This is a genomic window from Corynebacterium sp. UD i78, assembly GCF_056280545.1.
Map to the genome: position 1 here is coordinate 998854 of NZ_JBWCED010000001.1, position 16229 is coordinate 1015082.

Below are 16229 nucleotides of genomic sequence, written 5' to 3' on the forward strand. Positions count from 1 at the left end.
CCCGACCGTTCCGGACTGGTGAACTGCCGGTACAGTGCCTGTCTATGACAGACATCACACAAGGGTATTTTCTTCCGGGCGACGTGACCGGAGATGACGACGGCACCCGGCACCGCGACTTCACCGCCACCCCGGAGACCGAGAGTCCCTGGGGCCCCGGCCTCCAGCACGGCGCTCCCCCGTCAGCACTGGTCACCTACCTGCTGGAGTCTGTCGCACCGGCCGACGGGCGCCTGGTGCGCGTCAGCGTGGACCTGCTCGGCGCCGTTCCCCTGGGTCTGCTGCACACCACTGCCCGGATCATCCGTCCGGGACGCCGCATCTGCCTCATCGAGGCGGTGATCACCGATCCGGAAGGACGCGACGTCGCCCGTGGAACCGGTTGGTGGGTCCACCACGTCGACACCACCGCGGTGGAGAAGGCCGTGGCCGATCCGATCATTCCCCGCGAGGAGTGCGAGGTCTCCGATCCCGAGGACCCGACGTCGTTCCTCGGTATGTGGGCCTCCGGCTACATCGACACCCTCGAAGTCCACTCGGCTCCGGGGCAGGCCTGGGTGCGTAGCCCGATGACCGTGGTCGCGGGCGTCCCGGACTCCCCCTGGGTCCGGCTGATGGGTGTCGCCGACACCGCCAACGGCACCAACCCCACCCTGAATCCCCGGGAGTGGCACTTCATGAACACCGACATCACCGTCAACCTGCACCGGCTGCCGCGCGGGGAATGGACCGGCATCGTGGCGGACGCCAACTACGGTCCCGACGGCGTCGGACTCACCGTGGCCCGCCTCTACGACGAGGAAGGCCCGGTAGGCACCTGTAACCAGGCGCTGATGATCAATCCGCTCTAGTCGTCCTGCTCGGTGATCCGGTCCAGGTCGTCGATGACGTCGTCAGCGTCCTGGTCATGCTCGAAGGCCAGCTCGGAGACGATGGCGCGGAAATCCGCCTGCTCCTCGTCCTCGAACACCGCGTCCCCGTGACGCTCACTCAGGGCACTCAGGGCACCGTAGGCGGAGATGACCGCCAACGACATCTCCGTCGGCTCCTGCCGGATCTCGGCGGTCAGCCGGCGGAGGATCTCCGCGGCGTCGGACGCGACTTCGGGCGGGTACGGGGGCTCCCAGAACTCCCGCTCCTCCTCCCGCAGGTAACTGCCGGTGGACAGGGACTTCAGCGTGTCCAGGAACTCGGCGATGAGGTCGGCGGAACGGCTCACAGACGGACCCCCAGCAGTGCGTCACAGACGGTGCGCAGCACGGTCGCGGCGTCCTCGCCTCCCGCAGGGACAGCCGCGGTGGAGTCCCCGGGGGCGGACGTTGCGGTATCGATGGTCCGGGCGCACCAGGCGTCGACGAGGTTCAGGACGCGCGGTGTGTCGAGGTCGTCGGACAGCGCGGCACGGACATCCGCGACCAGCTGCGCCGCCGCGGACGCCGGGCGGGAGGCCGCGGTCTGTGCGGCACTCCGCCACCTGGCGAGACGGTCCTCGGCCCGGGCGAGCACCGCGTCCGACCAGTTCCGGTCGGACCGGTAGTGCTGCTCGTAGAGCCCCAGCCGGACCGCGGAAGCGTCATGGCCGTCGGCGGTGAGCTTCGAGACGAAGACGAGATTGCCTAGCGACTTGCTCATCTTCACCCCGTCCAGGCCGATCATACCGGTGTGGACGTAGTGGTCGGCCATCCGGTCGCAGCCGTGGGCGGCCTCGGCATGGGCGGCGGAGAATTCGTGGTGGGGGAAGCGCAGGTCGCTGCCACCGCCCTGGATGGCGAAGGACGTACCGAGCCGGTTGGTGGCGATGGCCGAGCACTCGACGTGCCAGCCGGGGCGACCGGCGCCGAAGGGGGCGTCCCAGGAGGGCTCGCCGTCACGGTGGGCACGCCAGACGAGGGCGTCGAGCGGATACTTCTTGCCGGCCCGGTCCGGGTCGCCGCCGCGCTCGGCGAAGAACTCCGCCATCTCGTCGGCGGTGTACCGGGACTCGTAGCCGAACTGCTCGGTGAAGGTGTGGTCGACGTAGATGTCCGGGAACTCGTCACCGTCGAGGCGGTACGCCGCGCCGACCTCCAGCAGCCGGTTGACCAGGTCGATGACCTCGTCGACGGACTCCATCGCTCCGACGTACTCGCGCGGCGGGATGACCGACAGGGCCTCCATGTCGGACCGGAAGAGGTCGATCTGGGAGCTGCCCAGATCGCGCCAGTCCACACCGTCACGCTCGGCACGTTCGAACAACGGGTCGTCGACATCGGTGATGTTCTCGACGAAGTGGACCCGGTGTCCGTTGTCGAGCAGGGCGCGGTGGACGAGGTCGAAAGTCACGTAGGTCGCCGCATGGCCGAGGTGGGTCGAGTCATAGGGGGTGATCCCGCAGACATAGATCCCCACCTCCCCCGACGCCCAGTCGGTGCGGACCGGCCGCACCACGTCATCGGCGGTGTCGTACAGGGACAGGGGAACTCCGTCCCCGGACAGGGTGGGGACTTCAGGGAGAGGCCATGAACGCATGGCCACAGATACTACCCGCGGTGCTATGCGCTCATCACTCCGAGACCCAGCAGAAGCATGACCAGCAGGCCGACGGGGATGCGCCAGGCCGCGAACCAGGCGAAGGAGTGGTTGGCGACGAACTTCAGCAGCCAGGCGATGGCGATGTAGCCGACGATGAAGGCCACGGCGGTACCGATGAACAGCTGAACCCCACTGGCAGCCTGCCCGGAGGACGGGTTGAAGGCGTCCGGCAGGCTGAACAGTCCGGAGGCGAGCACCGCCGGAATCGCCAGCAGGAAGGAGAACCGGGTGGCGACCTCGCGGTCGAGGTTGAGGAACAGACCGGCGGAGACCGTGCCACCGGACCGGGAGACGCCGGGGATCAGCGAGAGGCACTGGGCCAGGCCCATGACCACGGCGTCCTTCATCGTCAGTTCGTCGAAGCCACGCTTCTTGGTGCCGACCTTCTCCGCGAAGATGAACACGAAGGAGAACAGGATGAGGACGGACGCGGTGATCCACAGGTTGCGCAGCGCGTCCCGGATCATGTCCTGGAAGAGGAAACCGAGGACACCCACCGGGATGGTGCCGACGATGATCATCCAGCCCATCCGGTAGTTGAGGTTGTCGCGCTTCTGCCGGTCGAACACCCCGGCGAACCAGGCTGTGAGGATCAGCCAGATGTCCTTGGCGAAGAAAACGAGGACGGCGAGCTCGGTACCGAGCTGGACGACGGCGGTGAAGGAGGCACCGGCGTCCTCACCCCAGAAGAGTTCGGAGACGATCCTGAGGTGGCCTGAGGAGGAGACCGGGAGGAACTCGGTGAGCCCCTGGACGATCGACAGGACGACAACCTGCAACCATCCCATGTCCGTGGTCACCGTCTCGGAAGCGGAGAGAAGAGTCTGGGTCATGTGTGGAGAGGTTACCGGCACAGGGTGTAGTAGCGTGAGACGGGTGAAGCGCCTGTCCCACAAGACCGTCTGTACCTCGGTGATCGCTCTCGCGACCACCCTCACCCTCGCCGGCTGCGGCGGAGATTCCGATGACGGGGACGGCGAGACCGTCGTCGGCGTCGCCGCGACACCCGACGTCTCCCCTGGCGGAACCGGCGGCGATGCCGTCGGCGACGTGACCGGAGGCGATGCCGTCACCGACCTCGCACGGATCGGTCTCGGGGAGGACGCCGCGGGCACCGACGCCGTGGCCGCCCTCGGCGACGGTGAGCTGGCGGTCGGCACTCTCAGCGAGGTCGCCGACGGCAGTGCCGACACCGTCGACGTCGACGACAACTGTGACCGGGTCGTCTCCGCACCTGACGGTGTGATCCTCACCTGTGGCGACACCGTCAGCGTCCGCGACGCCTACGGCAAGGAGACCCGCACCCTCGAGATCGGATCCACCGTCACCGGTGCCGCCGTGGTCGCCGACGGAACGGTCGCCGTGACGACCGAGGGGTCCGACCAGGTCACCTGGTACGACGCCGAGGGTGACAAGAAGAACTCCGAGGGTGTCAGTTCCACCCCCTCGGGCATGACGCCGGTCGGCAACGACCGCAACGCCGACAACGACGGTGCCGCCCAGTGGCGCGTCGCCGTACTCGACGTCGAGCAGTCCTCGGTGGCGGACATCGACATGGACAAGCGTCAGTACAACGCCGCTCTGCGCGTCGGTCAGGGCCTGGGTACCGCCTCCGCCAGCCAGACCCCGGACGGCGTGCTCGTCGCCTCCGACCCACGTACCGACCAGGCGCTGGTCTACACCCTCACCGACGTCGTCCGGCATACCCAGGCCGTGCACACCGGCCCGTCGCCCTGGGCGGTGCTGTGGGACGCCGGGCGTCAGCTCATGTGGGTCTCGACCACCGGTGACAACGCGCTGACCGCCTACGACCTCGCCAGCGGCACCCCTGTCGAGGTCGGTCGGGTCGACACCGTCGCCGATGTCCGGCAGATCACCGACAACCCTGACGGTGACCTCCTGCTCATCGGTGCCGACGGCACCCGCCAGCTCATCGATTCCGCTGACCTGCCCACCGGCAACCAGCGCCCGTAGAATATCCGTAGAAAAGGACCACTGACGTGTCTGCCCTCCCCTCGTTCCGCGCCGTGCGCGGTGTTGCCTACGACGCCTCCCTCAAGGTCATGTTCCGGCTCCATCCCGAGCGGATCCATGTGCTGATGAACCGGTGGCTGTCCCTGGCGTCCCAGGTCCCGGTGATCCGGAAACTGCTGCGCCGGTGCCTCGTCGTCGATGACCCGGTGCTCGCCCAGACCGTCGCAGGGCTCCACTTCCCGCGCCCGCTGGGTCTGGCGGCCGGCTTCGACAAGAACGCCACCGAAGCCGATATCTGGGGGCCGCTCGGCTTCGGCTCCGCCGAGGTCGGCACCGTCACCGCCGCCGGCCAGCCCGGCAACCCCACCCCCCGACTGTTCCGCCTCAAGGCGGACCGGGCGCTGCTCAACCGCATGGGTTTCAACAACGACGGAGCAGCGGCCGCCGCCGAGCGGCTGCGCGACCGTGTCGAGCCGGAGCCGCTGGGGGTGAATCTCGGCAAGACCAAGGTCACCCCCGCTGACGAGGCCGCCGACGACTACCGCATCTCAGCACAGGCCGTCGACGGGGTCGCCGACTACCTGGTCATCAACGTCTCCTCCCCCAACACCCCTGGCCTGCGTGACCTGCAGGCGGTCGAATCGCTGCGTCCGATCGTCGAGGCGGTCCGTGAGGTCAGCGCACGACCCCTGTTCGTGAAGATCGCCCCGGACCTTTCCGACGAGGATGTGGACGCGGTGACCGATCTCGCGGTGGAACTTCGGGTCACCGGGCTCATCGCCACCAACACGACGATCAGCAGGGAGGGTCTGGTAACCCCCGGCGCGCGTGAACTCGGCGCCGGTGGTGTCTCCGGCGCACCGGTGGCCGCCCGCGCCCTGGAAGTGCTGCAGCGCATCTACCGCCGGGCCGGTGACAAGCTCGTGCTCATCGGCGTGGGCGGTATCGAGACCCCGCAGCAGGCGTGGGAGCGCATCGGTGCCGGTGCCACGCTCCTGCAGGGCTACTCGGCCTTCATCTACGGTGGCCCGGACTGGATCCGGGACATCCACCTGGGCTTGGCCGACCAGGTCCGCCGCCACGGCCTGACGGATATCTCCGAGGCCGTGGGCAGGGAGCTTCCCTGGATCGACTGACGGTTCTGATCAGTCGACCAGGGGGAAACTCAGTTCTCCGCCCAACCCCACAGCAGGGCACGGGCAGAGGCCTTGAAGTTCAGGTTGAACCCGAGGATGGTCGGGGTGGACCGGTCGGGGATGTCCAGCCGCTCAGGGACGGCGTGGACGGCGTAGATGTAGCGGTGGGGACCGTGGCCGGCCGGGGGCTCGGCACCGTAGAAGCCGCGGCGACCACTGTCACCGCGCAGGGCCACAGCACCTTCCGGCAGACCGACGAGTTCATCGTCACCGGCACCGGCGGCCAGAGAGGTCACCGAGGCCGGGATGTTGAACACGGCCCAGTGCCAGTAGCCGGAGCCGGTCGGCGCGTCCGGATCATAGCAGGTCACAGCATAGGTCTCGGTGCCCTCCGGAGCGCCGGACCAGGACAGCTGCGGGGAAATGTCGTTGCCACCGAGCTGGCCTTCGGCCAGTCGGCGGCCGTCGGTGACGTCCTCACTGGTGACGGTGAAGGTCGGCAGGTCAGTCAGCGGTCCGTAGGGGTCGGGGCCCGGGAACCGGTCATCGATGTACGTGGGCTGGTGGTTCTTCTGTTCTGGAACGCTCATGTGCTCCAGTATGCCTCAAACCGGCGGGGGCGCAGCGGCGATTTGGTCTCCCCTGACCCCGCGGGCTACAGTATGCGAGTCCGCACGGCGCCTCTCACGGTCCGTGCAGCAGTTACCCTGTCCGGGTGGCGGAATGGCAGACGCGCTAGCTTGAGGTGCTAGTGTCCTATTAACGGACGTGGGGGTTCAAGTCCCCCTCCGGACACCCAGAAAGAGACAAGGCCCGCCGACAACGGCGGGCCTTGTCTCATGTCGGAAGGAGGCACCCCGGACATGCGTCGTTTCCCCGGCTTCCGAGGTCTCCCCTGGCGGAAGCTCACCGCACTCGCGATGATCCTGGTCCTCCTGGCGGCGATGATGGTCGTTGTCCCGATGCCGGATGCTGACAGTGTCCGTGACACGGTCTCCGCCACCGGTGTATGGGCACCGCTCACCTGGCTGGGGATGATGGTCGTCAGCACCCAGCTGCCGTTCCCGCGGACCGTCTGGACGATCTCCGCCGGAGCCCTGTTCGGAGCCCTGGCCGGCAGCCTCCTGGCCCTGGCGGGCCTGGCAGTGTCCGCGACGGTGTCGCTGCTGCTGATCCGTCGTTTCGGGGCCCGCACCGTGAGACGGACCTCGTCACCGGAGATCCATGCTCGGCTCGCAGTCATCCAGGAGATGCTCGCGCAGCGTGGCTGGATCAGCGTCCTGGGTCTGCGGATGATCCCGGCGGTCCCGTTCAGTCTGCTGAACTACGCCTGCGCGCTGACGAAGATCCCGCTGGGCCTCTACCTCGTCGCGACGGCCTTCGGCTCAGCACCGAACACGGTGGCGACGGTCGTTGCCACGGATGCGCTGTTGGGAGGCGGAAGCCCCTGGGTGCTGGGGATCAGTGCGGTGGTCATCCTGGTGGGCGTCCTGCTCACCGGGCGGGAGATGCGGCTTCTGCGTGCTGGGGTCAAGTCGACAGGGTAGACATCCGTGGTTGTATCGTGGACGTATGTTCGCCATCCACGCCCTGTACCATGGCCGGTCGAGACGCCGGGCCGACTACATCCGAGATGTCGCCGAGGCACTGGCCTCCACCAGTGCGGTGTCCGACGTCCGGATCTACGGCGCCGAGGGGTTCGCGGTGGTCTCCTCTGACGCCGACGGCGCCACGACCGTCATACTCAACCTGCTGCAGGCCGGTGATTTCGCGGTGGGTATCGGAGCGGTCGTCGGCGGGGTGGGCCCGGTCGACAGCACCCCGGACGAGGCCGGGGCTACCGGCGACCTTCATGACCAGCTCTTCGAGGCTGCCGCCCGTTCCTTCGGACGCCAGCACCGGGCAGCGACGGTGACGACCCGTGTCGAGTTGCCCGGTCCCGGCGGAGTCCGTGCACCGGGCACTCCGGCGGATGTCGCCGACGATGTCACCGCCGCCTTCACCCTCCTCGCCCACGTCCTGACCCGGCGGACCCCCGAAGGTCGGGAAGCGACCGCACTCATGCGTCAGGGGTACCTCCAGACCGAGGCGGCCGACCACGTAGGTATCTCCAAGCAGGCCATGTCCCAGCGGCTCGCCGCGGCGGGCTGGCAGGCGGAACAGGCAGGGTGGACGCTGGCCGTCCACATGCTGCGGCGGGTCACGGACCTGGTCTGACCGGTACCAGTCTCAGTGCCCCGGCTCGGTGACGAAGTCGACGAGCCGCTCCACCGCACCGATGAGGGTGGCATCCAGATCCCGGAAAGTCTTCACCGACGAGTACACCCGGTGCCAACCGTCGCGTGGCGTCCCCCAGCCGAGTTGCCGGCACACCCCGGTCTTCCAGTCCTCGCCCCGCGGCACGCGGGGCCATTCCCGGATACCGACGGACGCGGGCTTCACCGCCTCCCAGATGTCGATGTACGGGTGTCCGGTGACCAGGACGTGGTCGCGGACCCGACGGTCGAGTCGCTCGATGAGGCGGGTCTCCTTCGAGCCCTCCACGAGGTGGTCGGCGAGTACCCCGACCCGGCGTCCCGGTCCGGGGTTGAACTCGGCGAGCATCTCGGGCAGATTGTCGAGGCCCTCGATGAACTCGACGACCACGCCCTCGACGCGCAGATCGTGACCCCAGACCTGCTCGACGATCGCAGCATCGTGCAGGCCCTCCACCCAGATCCGCGACGGGGCGGCGACCTTCGCGCGGACGTCGGCGACCTTCCTGGACCCGGAGTTGGATCGCTCGGCCGCCCGCTTCTCCACGTGCCGGACCAGCGTGACGGGGCGTCCCTCCAGAAGGAAGGCACCCGGACGCAGCTTGAACAGGCGGTCCCTGCCGTGGCGGTCTTCCAGCCGGACAAAGTCGCCGTCGTAGCTGCGCTCGAAGCCGGTGACCGCCCCGACCCATTCGCCGTCCGCGGTCTCCACGACCAGCCCGGGCGTCGCCGGGACCTCGGGCGGGGCGGGACGCCGGGGCCGGTGCCCACCAGCTCCACCTGAACAACCTGAGCCGCCGAGAATGTCGGATCCGTACCTGTCGCTGTAACCCATGGGCGTGAATTCTAGGCGGAGAGCGCTAAGCTGTGACGAATGACCACACCCCGGCCCGCACTCGGGACCTCGCTGCGCGAACAGCTCTGGTCCCCGGTACAGAACTCCACCCTGTGGCTCGGCTGGTGGCTGCACGGCCTCCTGTCCGCCGATGACGTCATCGACGCCTTCACCGAAGTCCAGGGACCCGCACACACCCTGTTGGTGGACGCCACCTCCGGCGACCCCTTCGACGGAGAGTTCGGTGGTCGCCCCACCTCCCTGGTCGACATGCTGCGCGCGGTGCGGAGTATCGCCGCCGACGCCCCGGTCTCGGTCTCCGACCGCCCGCTGGTGGGCCTTGTCCTGGCCGGACCCGGTGATGTCCCCGCCCTTCCCGCCGGCACCCGTGGAGCGGCGGCGGTGGCTACCGCCGGTGCCGGGATCACCGTGGCGGACGCCCACCCGGAGGTGCTCCACGTCCTCGTGCCGCAGCTGCTGGACCGTTCATTGGTCCAGTGGACCTGGTACCGGACCGAGGGGCGCGTCCCTGCCCTGGCCGTCTACTCGCCCGGGGACGCCGATCGGCTGCTCACCGAGGCGACGGAGCAGGCCGCAGGACTCATTGAGTCCGACGGCCTGCTTCCTGCCCGCCATCGCGCGCCACGGATGGCTGTCGGTGCGCTGAGCGACTATTTCGGTCTGCCGGGACTGCCGGCCGGGGTGAGCCCGAGGGCGGCGAAGCTGATGGCCCGGGCCGACGTCGTCGCCTCGATCATCGAGGTGACCCGTACCTCGGCAGCCGGAGCCTCCCTGGATCCCCGGATCCTCCCCCTGTCACGCGCAGTGCGCACCGCTCGGACGACGGCTGTCGACCACGCGATGCGCGAACTGTTGCGGTGAGCGCCTACTCGATCATCCGGACGGCGTAGGGCATGGCGCCACTCCACCGTACGTCGGAGACCTTGACCACGTCTCCGGACTGCGGAGCCTCGAGCATCTTGCCGTCGCCCAGGTAGAGCGCGACGTGGCCGCTGCCACCGATGCCCCAGAAGAGCATGTCGCCCCGCTGTGCCTGCTCGACCGGCACCTGCTTTCCCGCGGTGTACTGATAGCCGGAGTAGTGCTGCAACTGGATGCCGACGGCGTTGAAGGCGTACATCATCAGACCGGAGCAGTCGAAGCCGACCTTCGCGTAGTCACCGTGGGCGTCGGCGACGCCGCCGTCACGGATGCCGAGGGTCGGACCATTCAGGTCGCCGCCGCCCCAGGCGTAGGTGACACCGAGCTGGGACATACCACGGTCGATGACCCGGTCGATCTTCTCGGTGGCGGTGCCCGAAGCGTCCGGGGACGAGGTGTCGCCGGTGTTACCGGTCGAGGTGCCAGTCCCCGGAAGGACTCCGGTGTCTTCCCCGTCACCGGAGGTCGCTTCCGGAAGTGAGCCGTAGGACTCTGCCGCAGAGCTCTGGGCCGCATCAGCAGCTGCGGCAAGGGGATCCTCACCGTTCATGTTGGCGGTGAAGCCGGCCACGGCGGCGGCACCTGCGGCATCCAGAAGACCGTCGATGGCGGCCTGACGACGCTCATCACCGGCGGTGTCCGCGCTGAAGGTCGAGGCGTCTGCCTCACCTTCCGCAGTAGTTTCCTCCTGGGGCTGTGTCAAGTCATTTCCGTTGACCTCGGAGGAGTTCTCCCGGTTCAGAACTTCCGTGGTCTCCGACGCATCTTCCGTGACGTCCTGGGCTGCGGTGGCGTCTGTGGTCCCGGCGGTCCCGGTGTCCTCAGACGCCGTCTCCGTGGCGGCCCCGGTCGTGGTCCCGGTGGTGGTTTCCGCCGGTACGGTGTCAATCTTGGACACCGCGGTCTCCGCCGCACGACGTTTGTCGAAGGAGGTGGCACCCTCCTCCTTGCCGGCGCGGTCGACCGCGGCGCGGGCGGCAGCGAGCTGCTCGCGTGCGATGTCGGCGTCAGCGAGAAGCCTGGTGTGTTCGTCGGCCCGGGAGGCGAGATCCTGCTGGACCTTCTCGAACTGGGCCTGGGCATCGTCCTGCGCCTGCCGGGCGGCGGCGACGAGACTGTCTGCGTTGTCGCGGGCCTCACGGAGTGAGGATTCCTCGTTCGCGGCCTGGGTACGCGCCAGGTCCAGGCGGTCGACCTCCGCCTGCTGACGCTCGGCGGCCATCCTGATGTAGGTGGCACGGTCGATGGCGTCGTCGGCGTCGGATCCTGCGGCCAGCGGCACCGCAGAGGCGTCGCCACCCTGGGCGTAGGCCGACCGGGAGATCTCGTCGAGATCTGCCTGCGCGGTACCGAGTTCATCTTCACTACCGCCGAGGCGGGAGCGGGCGTCGGTGACCTGGTCCTGTGCGTCCTGTGCATCCCGGGTGCTCTGGTCGAAATCGACCCGGGACTTGTTGACGGATTCGCGGAGTCCGCCCAGCTCGCCTTCCAGTGCGTTGACCTGGTCTTCGGCCGCGGAAACGCGGGCGACCAGATCAGCGAGATAGGCCTCGGCACCGGTGCCGGTGGTTTCGTCGGCCATGGCCGGACTTGCCTGGGTGGTGAGGCCGGCGGTCACGGCGACTGCCAGCAGGGCTCCTGTACCTCGTGCAGTTGCCCCGCGGGCACGGCCACGGGTTGTCAGTCGAAGTGCCACGGTGATGGTCTCCTCGTGCGAGTGGGCGGAAAGAGTCAGTTCCGGCAGTCCCCGGTTCGGCACCCGTTCCTCCCGCTTCCCCACGGGAGGAGGTCGGGGCCCGGGGTGGTGGACCGCCTCCGTCGTTGATGTTTCGTGACCTTCGGGACCGGGAGGTCGACCTCTCGGTTCACTTAGATCACGAATCGTTATCAAACGACGACAGGTGCACCGTAGGCCACACATGACCCGGAAGAAACCTCAACAACATCATTCACATCTGTCACCATGAACAACATCGGCAACTTCTTCACCGTGACCTGCGGGATCACTCTCTGAAACAATGAGAGTGATCTACATCACACTCTGTAATGGCCCGGCGTGTCGGGTTGAAGTGTGCCAGGAACTACAACTCAAAGTCTCGATCTCGAGTTGATATCCGTCTAGTCTGCATTCTTGACTTCCGAACGCTCCTGCTAACCAGCGATTCCGGTCCACTGTCCGAGGGGGATGCTGAGCTGAGATCTGTCAACCTCTGACACTTGACGAAAACGGGCATCGCACTCGGGTGCGACGCCGGAACGCGATGGTTCGCCGGCTTTTGTACCCGGATGGGAGACCCCGACATTCCCGTCTGACATCCGGCACTCTCGCCTGCTGGTGACGCGTCCCCCCCCGGACGACAGGAACGTCCCGGGGTGACGGTGAAGCGTCGCCGATGGTCTGAGACATCGCTGTTAAATTCCGTCGGATACTGAAGGCGCTGAAAGTGAGGGTTGCGGAACAGGTATGCGAGTGTGTCGAGTCAGAGTGCCGTCCAGACCGTTCCTCGGTGAACGTGCCCCCTGTTCGCCGATAGTGACCTGCGATTATGTAGCAATACAGTCGTACTGTTATGGTGGATGAGACGGATCACACGTCACTGTTGCACAATGGTGGCACGCCTCACGCCCGCGATGTCCTTCCGGATACCGCAGACCAGGTCCACGGTTGTGCTTGAGGTGAGACGTCCAGACGAACGTCACACAACGACGAAATATAACGAGAAGAGATTCAGGAGCACTCACGTGACTGAAAGCAAGAACTCGTTCGGTGCCAAGGGGACACTCGAGGTTGGCGACCGCACGTACGACATGTTCCGGCTCAGTGCCGTTCCCGGCACGGAGAAGCTGCCCTACTCCCTGAAGGTGCTCGCCGAGAACCTCCTCCGCAATGAGGACGGCGCCAACATCACCAAGGAGCACATCGAGGCCATCGCGAACTGGGACCCCGCCGCGGAGCCCAGCATCGAGATCCAGTTCACCCCGGCCCGCGTGGTCATGCAGGACTTCACCGGTGTCGCCTGTGTGGTCGACCTGGCCACCATTCGCGACGCCGTTGTCGCCATGGGCGGCAACGCTGACGACGTTAACCCGCTGAACCCGGCCGAACTGGTCATCGACCACTCCGTGATCATCGAGGCCTTCGGTGACGCCAACGCCCTCGAGAAGAACGTGAACATCGAGTACCAGCGCAACGAGGAGCGCTACAAGCTCCTCCGTTGGGCCACCGGTGCCTTCGACAACTTCCGTGTCGTCCCCCCGGGAACCGGTATCGTCCACCAGGTCAACATCGAGTACCTGGCCCGTACCGTCTTCGACAAGGACGGCGTCGCGTACCCCGACACCTGTGTCGGTACCGACTCCCACACCACCATGGAGAACGGCCTGGGCATCCTGGGCTGGGGCGTGGGTGGCATCGAGGCTGAGGCCGCAATGCTCGGCCAGCCGATCTCGATGCTCATCCCCCGCGTCGTCGGCTTCAAGCTCAGCGGCGAGATTCCCGCCGGCGTGACTGCCACCGATGTGGTGCTCACGATCACCGACATGCTCCGCCAGCACGGCGTGGTCGGCAAGTTCGTGGAGTTCTACGGCAAGGGCGTCGCTGAGCTGCCCCTGGCCAACCGCTCCACCATCGGCAACATGTCGCCGGAGTTCGGTTCCACCGCCGCGATCTTCCCGATCGACCAGGAGACCGTCAACTACCTGAACCTGACCGGCCGTGACGAGGAGACCCTCGCCCGCGTCGAGGCGTACGCCAAGGAGCAGGGCATGTGGCTGGACCCGGAGACCGCCGACGACAACGAGCCGGTCTTCTCCGAGTACCTCGAGCTGGACCTGTCCACCGTGGTGCCGTCCATCGCCGGCCCGAAGCGTCCGCAGGACCGCATCGAGCTGTCCGATTCCAAGGCTCAGTTCCGCAAGGACCTGCACAACTACACCGACAGCACCTCGGGTAACTCTGATGCCCAGGACTTCGTCGCCGAGGGCGGCAATGTCGGGGGTCACGCCGGCAACCCGGCCACCGCCGCCGACGCCAAGGGCAACCTGCCGTCCGCAGCGCGGGGCAACGAGGGTCGTCCGACCAACCCGATCGAGGTCAACTACAACGGTAAGGACATGGTCCTTGACCACGGTATGGTCGCCATCGCGTCCATCACCTCCTGCACCAACACCTCGAACCCGTCCGTCATGGTCGGCGCCGGCCTGCTCGCGCGTAAGGCCGCTGCCAAGGGTCTGCAGTCCGCTCCCTGGGTCAAGACCACCCTGGCTCCGGGTTCCCAGGTTGTCACCGGTTACTTCGAGAAGGCCAACCTCTGGGAGGACTTCGAGAAGCTCGGTTTCTACCTCGTCGGCTACGGCTGCACCACCTGCATCGGTAACTCCGGTCCGCTGCCGGAGGAGATCTCGAAGGGCATCAACGACGCCGACCTGGCCGCCACCGCGGTCCTGTCCGGTAACCGTAACTTCGAGGGTCGCATCTCCCCCGACATCAAGATGAACTACCTGGCGTCCCCGATCCTGGTCATCGCCTACGCGATCGCCGGCACCATGGACTTCGACTTCGAGACCCAGCCGCTCGGCCAGGACCAGGACGGCAACGACGTCTTCCTCAAGGATGTCTGGCCCTCCACCGAGGAGATCCAGGACGTCATCGCGTCCTCCATCTCCCGTGAGCTGTACACCGCGGACTACGCGGACGTCTTCAAGGGTGACTACCGCTGGCAGTCCCTGCCCGTGCCGGAGGGTAAGACCTTCGAGTGGGACGACGCCTCCTCCTACATCCGCAAGGCCCCGTACTTCGACGGCATGTCCGCCGAGCCCGAGGCTGTCAACGATGTCAAGGGTGCCCGCGTCCTCGCCCTGCTGGGCGACTCGGTCACCACCGACCACATCTCCCCGGCGTCCTCCATCAAGCCCGGTACCCCCGCCGCGCAGTACCTGGACTCCAAGGGCGTCGAGCGTAAGGACTACAACTCGCTGGGTGCCCGCCGTGGTAACCACGAGGTCATGGTCCGCGGTACCTTCGCGAACATCCGTCTGCAGAACCAGCTGCTCGACGGAGTGGCCGGCGGTTACACCCGCGACTTCACCCAGGAGGGTGGCCCGCAGTCCTTCATCTTCGACGCCTCCGAGAACTACAAGGCGCAGGGCACCCCCCTCGTCGTGCTCGGTGGTAAGGAGTACGGCACCGGTTCCTCCCGTGACTGGGCCGCCAAGGGCACCCTGCTGCTGGGCGTCAAGGCCGTCATCGCCGAGAGCTTCGAGCGCATCCACCGCTCCAACCTCGTCGGTATGGGCGTTGTCCCGCTGCAGTTCCCGGCCGGCGAGTCCTGGAAGTCCCTGGGTCTCGACGGCACCGAGACCTTCGACATCGAGGGTATCGAGGAGCTCAACAAGGGTGTCACCCCGGAGACCATCAAGGTCACCGCGACCAAGGAGGACGGCTCCGTCATCGAGTTCGACGCCGTCACCCGTATCGACACCCCCGGTGAGGCCGACTACTACCGCAACGGTGGCATTCTGCCCTTCGTGCTCCGCAACATGATGAAGACCGTCTAACCAGTCGGTACTTCTCCCGGAAGGGGCACACCGCATGCCGAAGGTCAGCGACAGCGACCTTTCCGAGCGGCGGTCCGACATCCTGGCGGCCGCCCGTATGTGCTTCGTCACCTACGGGTACGACGGCGCCACTGTGTCGCGGTTGGAGAAGGCCACCGGGAAGTCCCGGGGGGCCATCTTCCACCACTTCCAGAACAAGGAGACCCTGTTCCGGACAGTGGCACACCGTGACATGCTCCGGATGACGGAACTGGCGTCCTCCCGAGGCATGATCGGTCTCATCAGGTACATCCTGGAAGAACCCGATCTCGTCAACTGGTGGAGTCTCCGCGTGGAGATCACACGGCGCATCCGCGTCGATGAAGAACTCCGCGACACCTGGGACGCCGATCAGAAGGCACTGCGTGCGGCGGTCACAGACCGTCTCACCGAACAGCGTGACAGTGGACGTCTCCGGACGGACATCGATCTCGAGACAACCATCCAGCTGCTGGAACTGACCCTTGAAGGGGTCATGTCCCACCTCAGTTCAGACCGGGTCAGTGACCGGCTCCCGGACGCTCTGGATCTCGTCGAGAAGTCACTGCGCGCCTGACGGTCCCGTTCGCCAAGGCCGAGCGAAAAGACAGCCCGCCACCCCACTCCGGGGCGGCGGGCTTCGTCTGTTTCGAGGCCGGTAGCATGGACGGAATGATCGCGATCATGACCGTCACCGGACGGGACCACACCGGAATCATCGCCGCCGTCTCCACCGCCTGCGCCGACCTCTCCATCAACATCCTCAACGTCTCGCAGACGATCATGGACGAGTGGTTCACCATGATCCTCCACGTCGAGCTCCCCGACGACCTCGATGTCGCCGCGGTCGACAATCGCATGGCGCTGGTGGAGGACCAGCAGAAGCTCGTCATCACCATCCAGTCCCAGGCCATCTTCGACGCGATGCACCACATCTGAGGA

The 16229-nt window shown here is 66.8% G+C and carries 15 protein-coding genes and 1 tRNA gene; 10 read left to right on the forward strand and 6 right to left on the reverse strand.

Features of this window, described 5'->3' with window-relative positions; genetic code table 11:
• The first annotated feature begins 44 nt into the window (after window positions 1-44).
• Window positions 45-851 carry a thioesterase family protein gene (locus ACZ9GM_RS04745; protein ID WP_291473804.1) on the forward strand — a complete coding sequence of 269 codons (807 nt, stop codon included), beginning with the start codon at window positions 45-47 and terminating at the stop codon, window positions 849-851.
• On the opposite strand, the gene ACZ9GM_RS04750 is transcribed toward ACZ9GM_RS04745, so the two are convergent.
• From ACZ9GM_RS04750 to ACZ9GM_RS04760, 3 genes are read right to left on the reverse strand one after another with little or no spacing between them, the layout of a single operon-like run.
• On the reverse strand, window positions 848-1219 hold the full coding sequence (locus ACZ9GM_RS04750; protein WP_291473805.1) for a hypothetical protein: 372 nt from the start codon (window positions 1217-1219) through the stop codon (window positions 848-850). The two genes, ACZ9GM_RS04745 and ACZ9GM_RS04750, sit on opposite strands and share 4 nt — an antisense overlap.
• Window positions 1216-2508 carry a cysteine--1-D-myo-inosityl 2-amino-2-deoxy-alpha-D-glucopyranoside ligase gene (gene mshC / locus ACZ9GM_RS04755; protein WP_291473806.1) on the reverse strand — a complete coding sequence of 431 codons (1293 nt, stop codon included), beginning with the start codon at window positions 2506-2508 and terminating at the stop codon, window positions 1216-1218. The genes ACZ9GM_RS04750 and mshC overlap by 4 nt, the downstream gene beginning before the upstream one ends.
• A gap of 23 nt (window positions 2509-2531) precedes the next feature.
• Window positions 2532-3404 (reverse strand): undecaprenyl-diphosphate phosphatase, encoded by an 873-nt coding sequence (locus ACZ9GM_RS04760; RefSeq protein WP_476037347.1) that lies wholly within the window; start codon window positions 3402-3404, stop codon window positions 2532-2534.
• A gap of 43 nt (window positions 3405-3447) precedes the next feature.
• Between ACZ9GM_RS04760 and ACZ9GM_RS04765 the strand changes: the two genes are divergently transcribed.
• Window positions 3448-4545 carry a hypothetical protein gene (locus ACZ9GM_RS04765; RefSeq protein WP_291473807.1) on the forward strand — a complete coding sequence of 366 codons (1098 nt, stop codon included), beginning with the start codon at window positions 3448-3450 and terminating at the stop codon, window positions 4543-4545.
• A gap of 26 nt (window positions 4546-4571) precedes the next feature.
• Window positions 4572-5681 (forward strand): quinone-dependent dihydroorotate dehydrogenase, encoded by a 1110-nt coding sequence (locus tag ACZ9GM_RS04770; RefSeq protein ID WP_291473808.1) that lies wholly within the window; start codon window positions 4572-4574, stop codon window positions 5679-5681.
• A gap of 29 nt (window positions 5682-5710) precedes the next feature.
• Here the strand turns inward: ACZ9GM_RS04770 and ACZ9GM_RS04775 are convergent, their stop codons facing one another.
• A complete protein-coding gene (locus ACZ9GM_RS04775; protein ID WP_291473809.1) occupies window positions 5711-6271 on the reverse strand; it encodes a YbhB/YbcL family Raf kinase inhibitor-like protein in 561 nt (186 codons plus the stop codon).
• A gap of 119 nt (window positions 6272-6390) precedes the next feature.
• On the opposite strand from ACZ9GM_RS04775, the gene ACZ9GM_RS04780 reads away from it, so the two are divergent.
• The 3 genes from ACZ9GM_RS04780 (at window position 6391) to ACZ9GM_RS04790 (ending at window position 7898) form a co-directional block, all read left to right on the forward strand.
• Window positions 6391-6476, forward strand: a tRNA-Leu gene (locus tag ACZ9GM_RS04780).
• Window positions 6477-6544: 68 nt separating this feature from the next.
• On the forward strand, window positions 6545-7228 hold the full coding sequence (locus ACZ9GM_RS04785) for a TVP38/TMEM64 family protein (RefSeq protein WP_476037348.1): 684 nt from the start codon (window positions 6545-6547) through the stop codon (window positions 7226-7228).
• A 25-nt stretch (window positions 7229-7253) separates the two neighbouring features.
• The gene (locus tag ACZ9GM_RS04790) at window positions 7254-7898 is read left to right on the forward strand and encodes a DNA-binding protein (protein WP_291473811.1); all 645 of its coding nucleotides are present in this window, start codon (window positions 7254-7256) and stop codon (window positions 7896-7898) included.
• Window positions 7899-7910: 12 nt separating this feature from the next.
• On the opposite strand, the gene ACZ9GM_RS04795 is transcribed toward ACZ9GM_RS04790, so the two are convergent.
• Window positions 7911-8771, reverse strand: coding sequence for a DUF3097 domain-containing protein (locus ACZ9GM_RS04795; protein ID WP_291473812.1), 861 nt, complete (start codon window positions 8769-8771; stop codon window positions 7911-7913).
• 39 nt (window positions 8772-8810) lie between these two features.
• Between ACZ9GM_RS04795 and ACZ9GM_RS04800 the strand changes: the two genes are divergently transcribed.
• Complete coding sequence (locus tag ACZ9GM_RS04800) at window positions 8811-9653, forward strand: hypothetical protein (RefSeq protein ID WP_476037349.1); 843 nt, start codon at window positions 8811-8813, stop codon at window positions 9651-9653.
• A gap of 4 nt (window positions 9654-9657) precedes the next feature.
• On the opposite strand, the gene ACZ9GM_RS04805 is transcribed toward ACZ9GM_RS04800, so the two are convergent.
• Window positions 9658-11409 (reverse strand): DIP1281 family NlpC/P60 protein, encoded by a 1752-nt coding sequence (locus tag ACZ9GM_RS04805; RefSeq protein WP_367273306.1) that lies wholly within the window; start codon window positions 11407-11409, stop codon window positions 9658-9660.
• A gap of 1046 nt (window positions 11410-12455) precedes the next feature.
• On the opposite strand from ACZ9GM_RS04805, the gene acnA reads away from it, so the two are divergent.
• From acnA to ACZ9GM_RS04820, 3 genes are all read left to right on the forward strand, one after another.
• Complete coding sequence (gene acnA / locus ACZ9GM_RS04810) at window positions 12456-15269, forward strand: aconitate hydratase AcnA (RefSeq protein ID WP_291473815.1); 2814 nt, start codon at window positions 12456-12458, stop codon at window positions 15267-15269.
• 34 nt (window positions 15270-15303) lie between these two features.
• The gene (locus tag ACZ9GM_RS04815) at window positions 15304-15864 is read left to right on the forward strand and encodes a TetR/AcrR family transcriptional regulator (protein WP_291473816.1); all 561 of its coding nucleotides are present in this window, start codon (window positions 15304-15306) and stop codon (window positions 15862-15864) included.
• A gap of 95 nt (window positions 15865-15959) precedes the next feature.
• Window positions 15960-16226 (forward strand): ACT domain-containing protein, encoded by a 267-nt coding sequence (locus ACZ9GM_RS04820; protein WP_291473817.1) that lies wholly within the window; start codon window positions 15960-15962, stop codon window positions 16224-16226.
• Window positions 16227-16229 lie beyond the last annotated feature (3 nt).

Bases quoted from the DNA above. Each gene is read 5' to 3' on its own strand.
- ACZ9GM_RS04745 (WP_291473804.1), top strand. From the start codon at position 45: ATGACAGACATCACACAAGGGTATTTTCTTCCGGGCGACGTGACCGGA.
- ACZ9GM_RS04775 (WP_291473809.1), bottom strand. From the start codon at position 6,271: ATGAGCGTTCCAGAACAGAAGAACCACCAGCCCACGTACATCGATGAC.
- ACZ9GM_RS04790 (WP_291473811.1), top strand. From the start codon at position 7,254: ATGTTCGCCATCCACGCCCTGTACCATGGCCGGTCGAGACGCCGGGCC.
- ACZ9GM_RS04760 (WP_476037347.1), bottom strand. From the start codon at position 3,404: ATGACCCAGACTCTTCTCTCCGCTTCCGAGACGGTGACCACGGACATG.
- ACZ9GM_RS04795 (WP_291473812.1), bottom strand. From the start codon at position 8,771: ATGGGTTACAGCGACAGGTACGGATCCGACATTCTCGGCGGCTCAGGT.
- mshC (WP_291473806.1), bottom strand. From the start codon at position 2,508: ATGCGTTCATGGCCTCTCCCTGAAGTCCCCACCCTGTCCGGGGACGGA.
- ACZ9GM_RS04815 (WP_291473816.1), top strand. From the start codon at position 15,304: ATGCCGAAGGTCAGCGACAGCGACCTTTCCGAGCGGCGGTCCGACATC.
- ACZ9GM_RS04820 (WP_291473817.1), top strand. From the start codon at position 15,960: ATGATCGCGATCATGACCGTCACCGGACGGGACCACACCGGAATCATC.
- ACZ9GM_RS04785 (WP_476037348.1), top strand. From the start codon at position 6,545: ATGCGTCGTTTCCCCGGCTTCCGAGGTCTCCCCTGGCGGAAGCTCACC.
- ACZ9GM_RS04800 (WP_476037349.1), top strand. From the start codon at position 8,811: ATGACCACACCCCGGCCCGCACTCGGGACCTCGCTGCGCGAACAGCTC.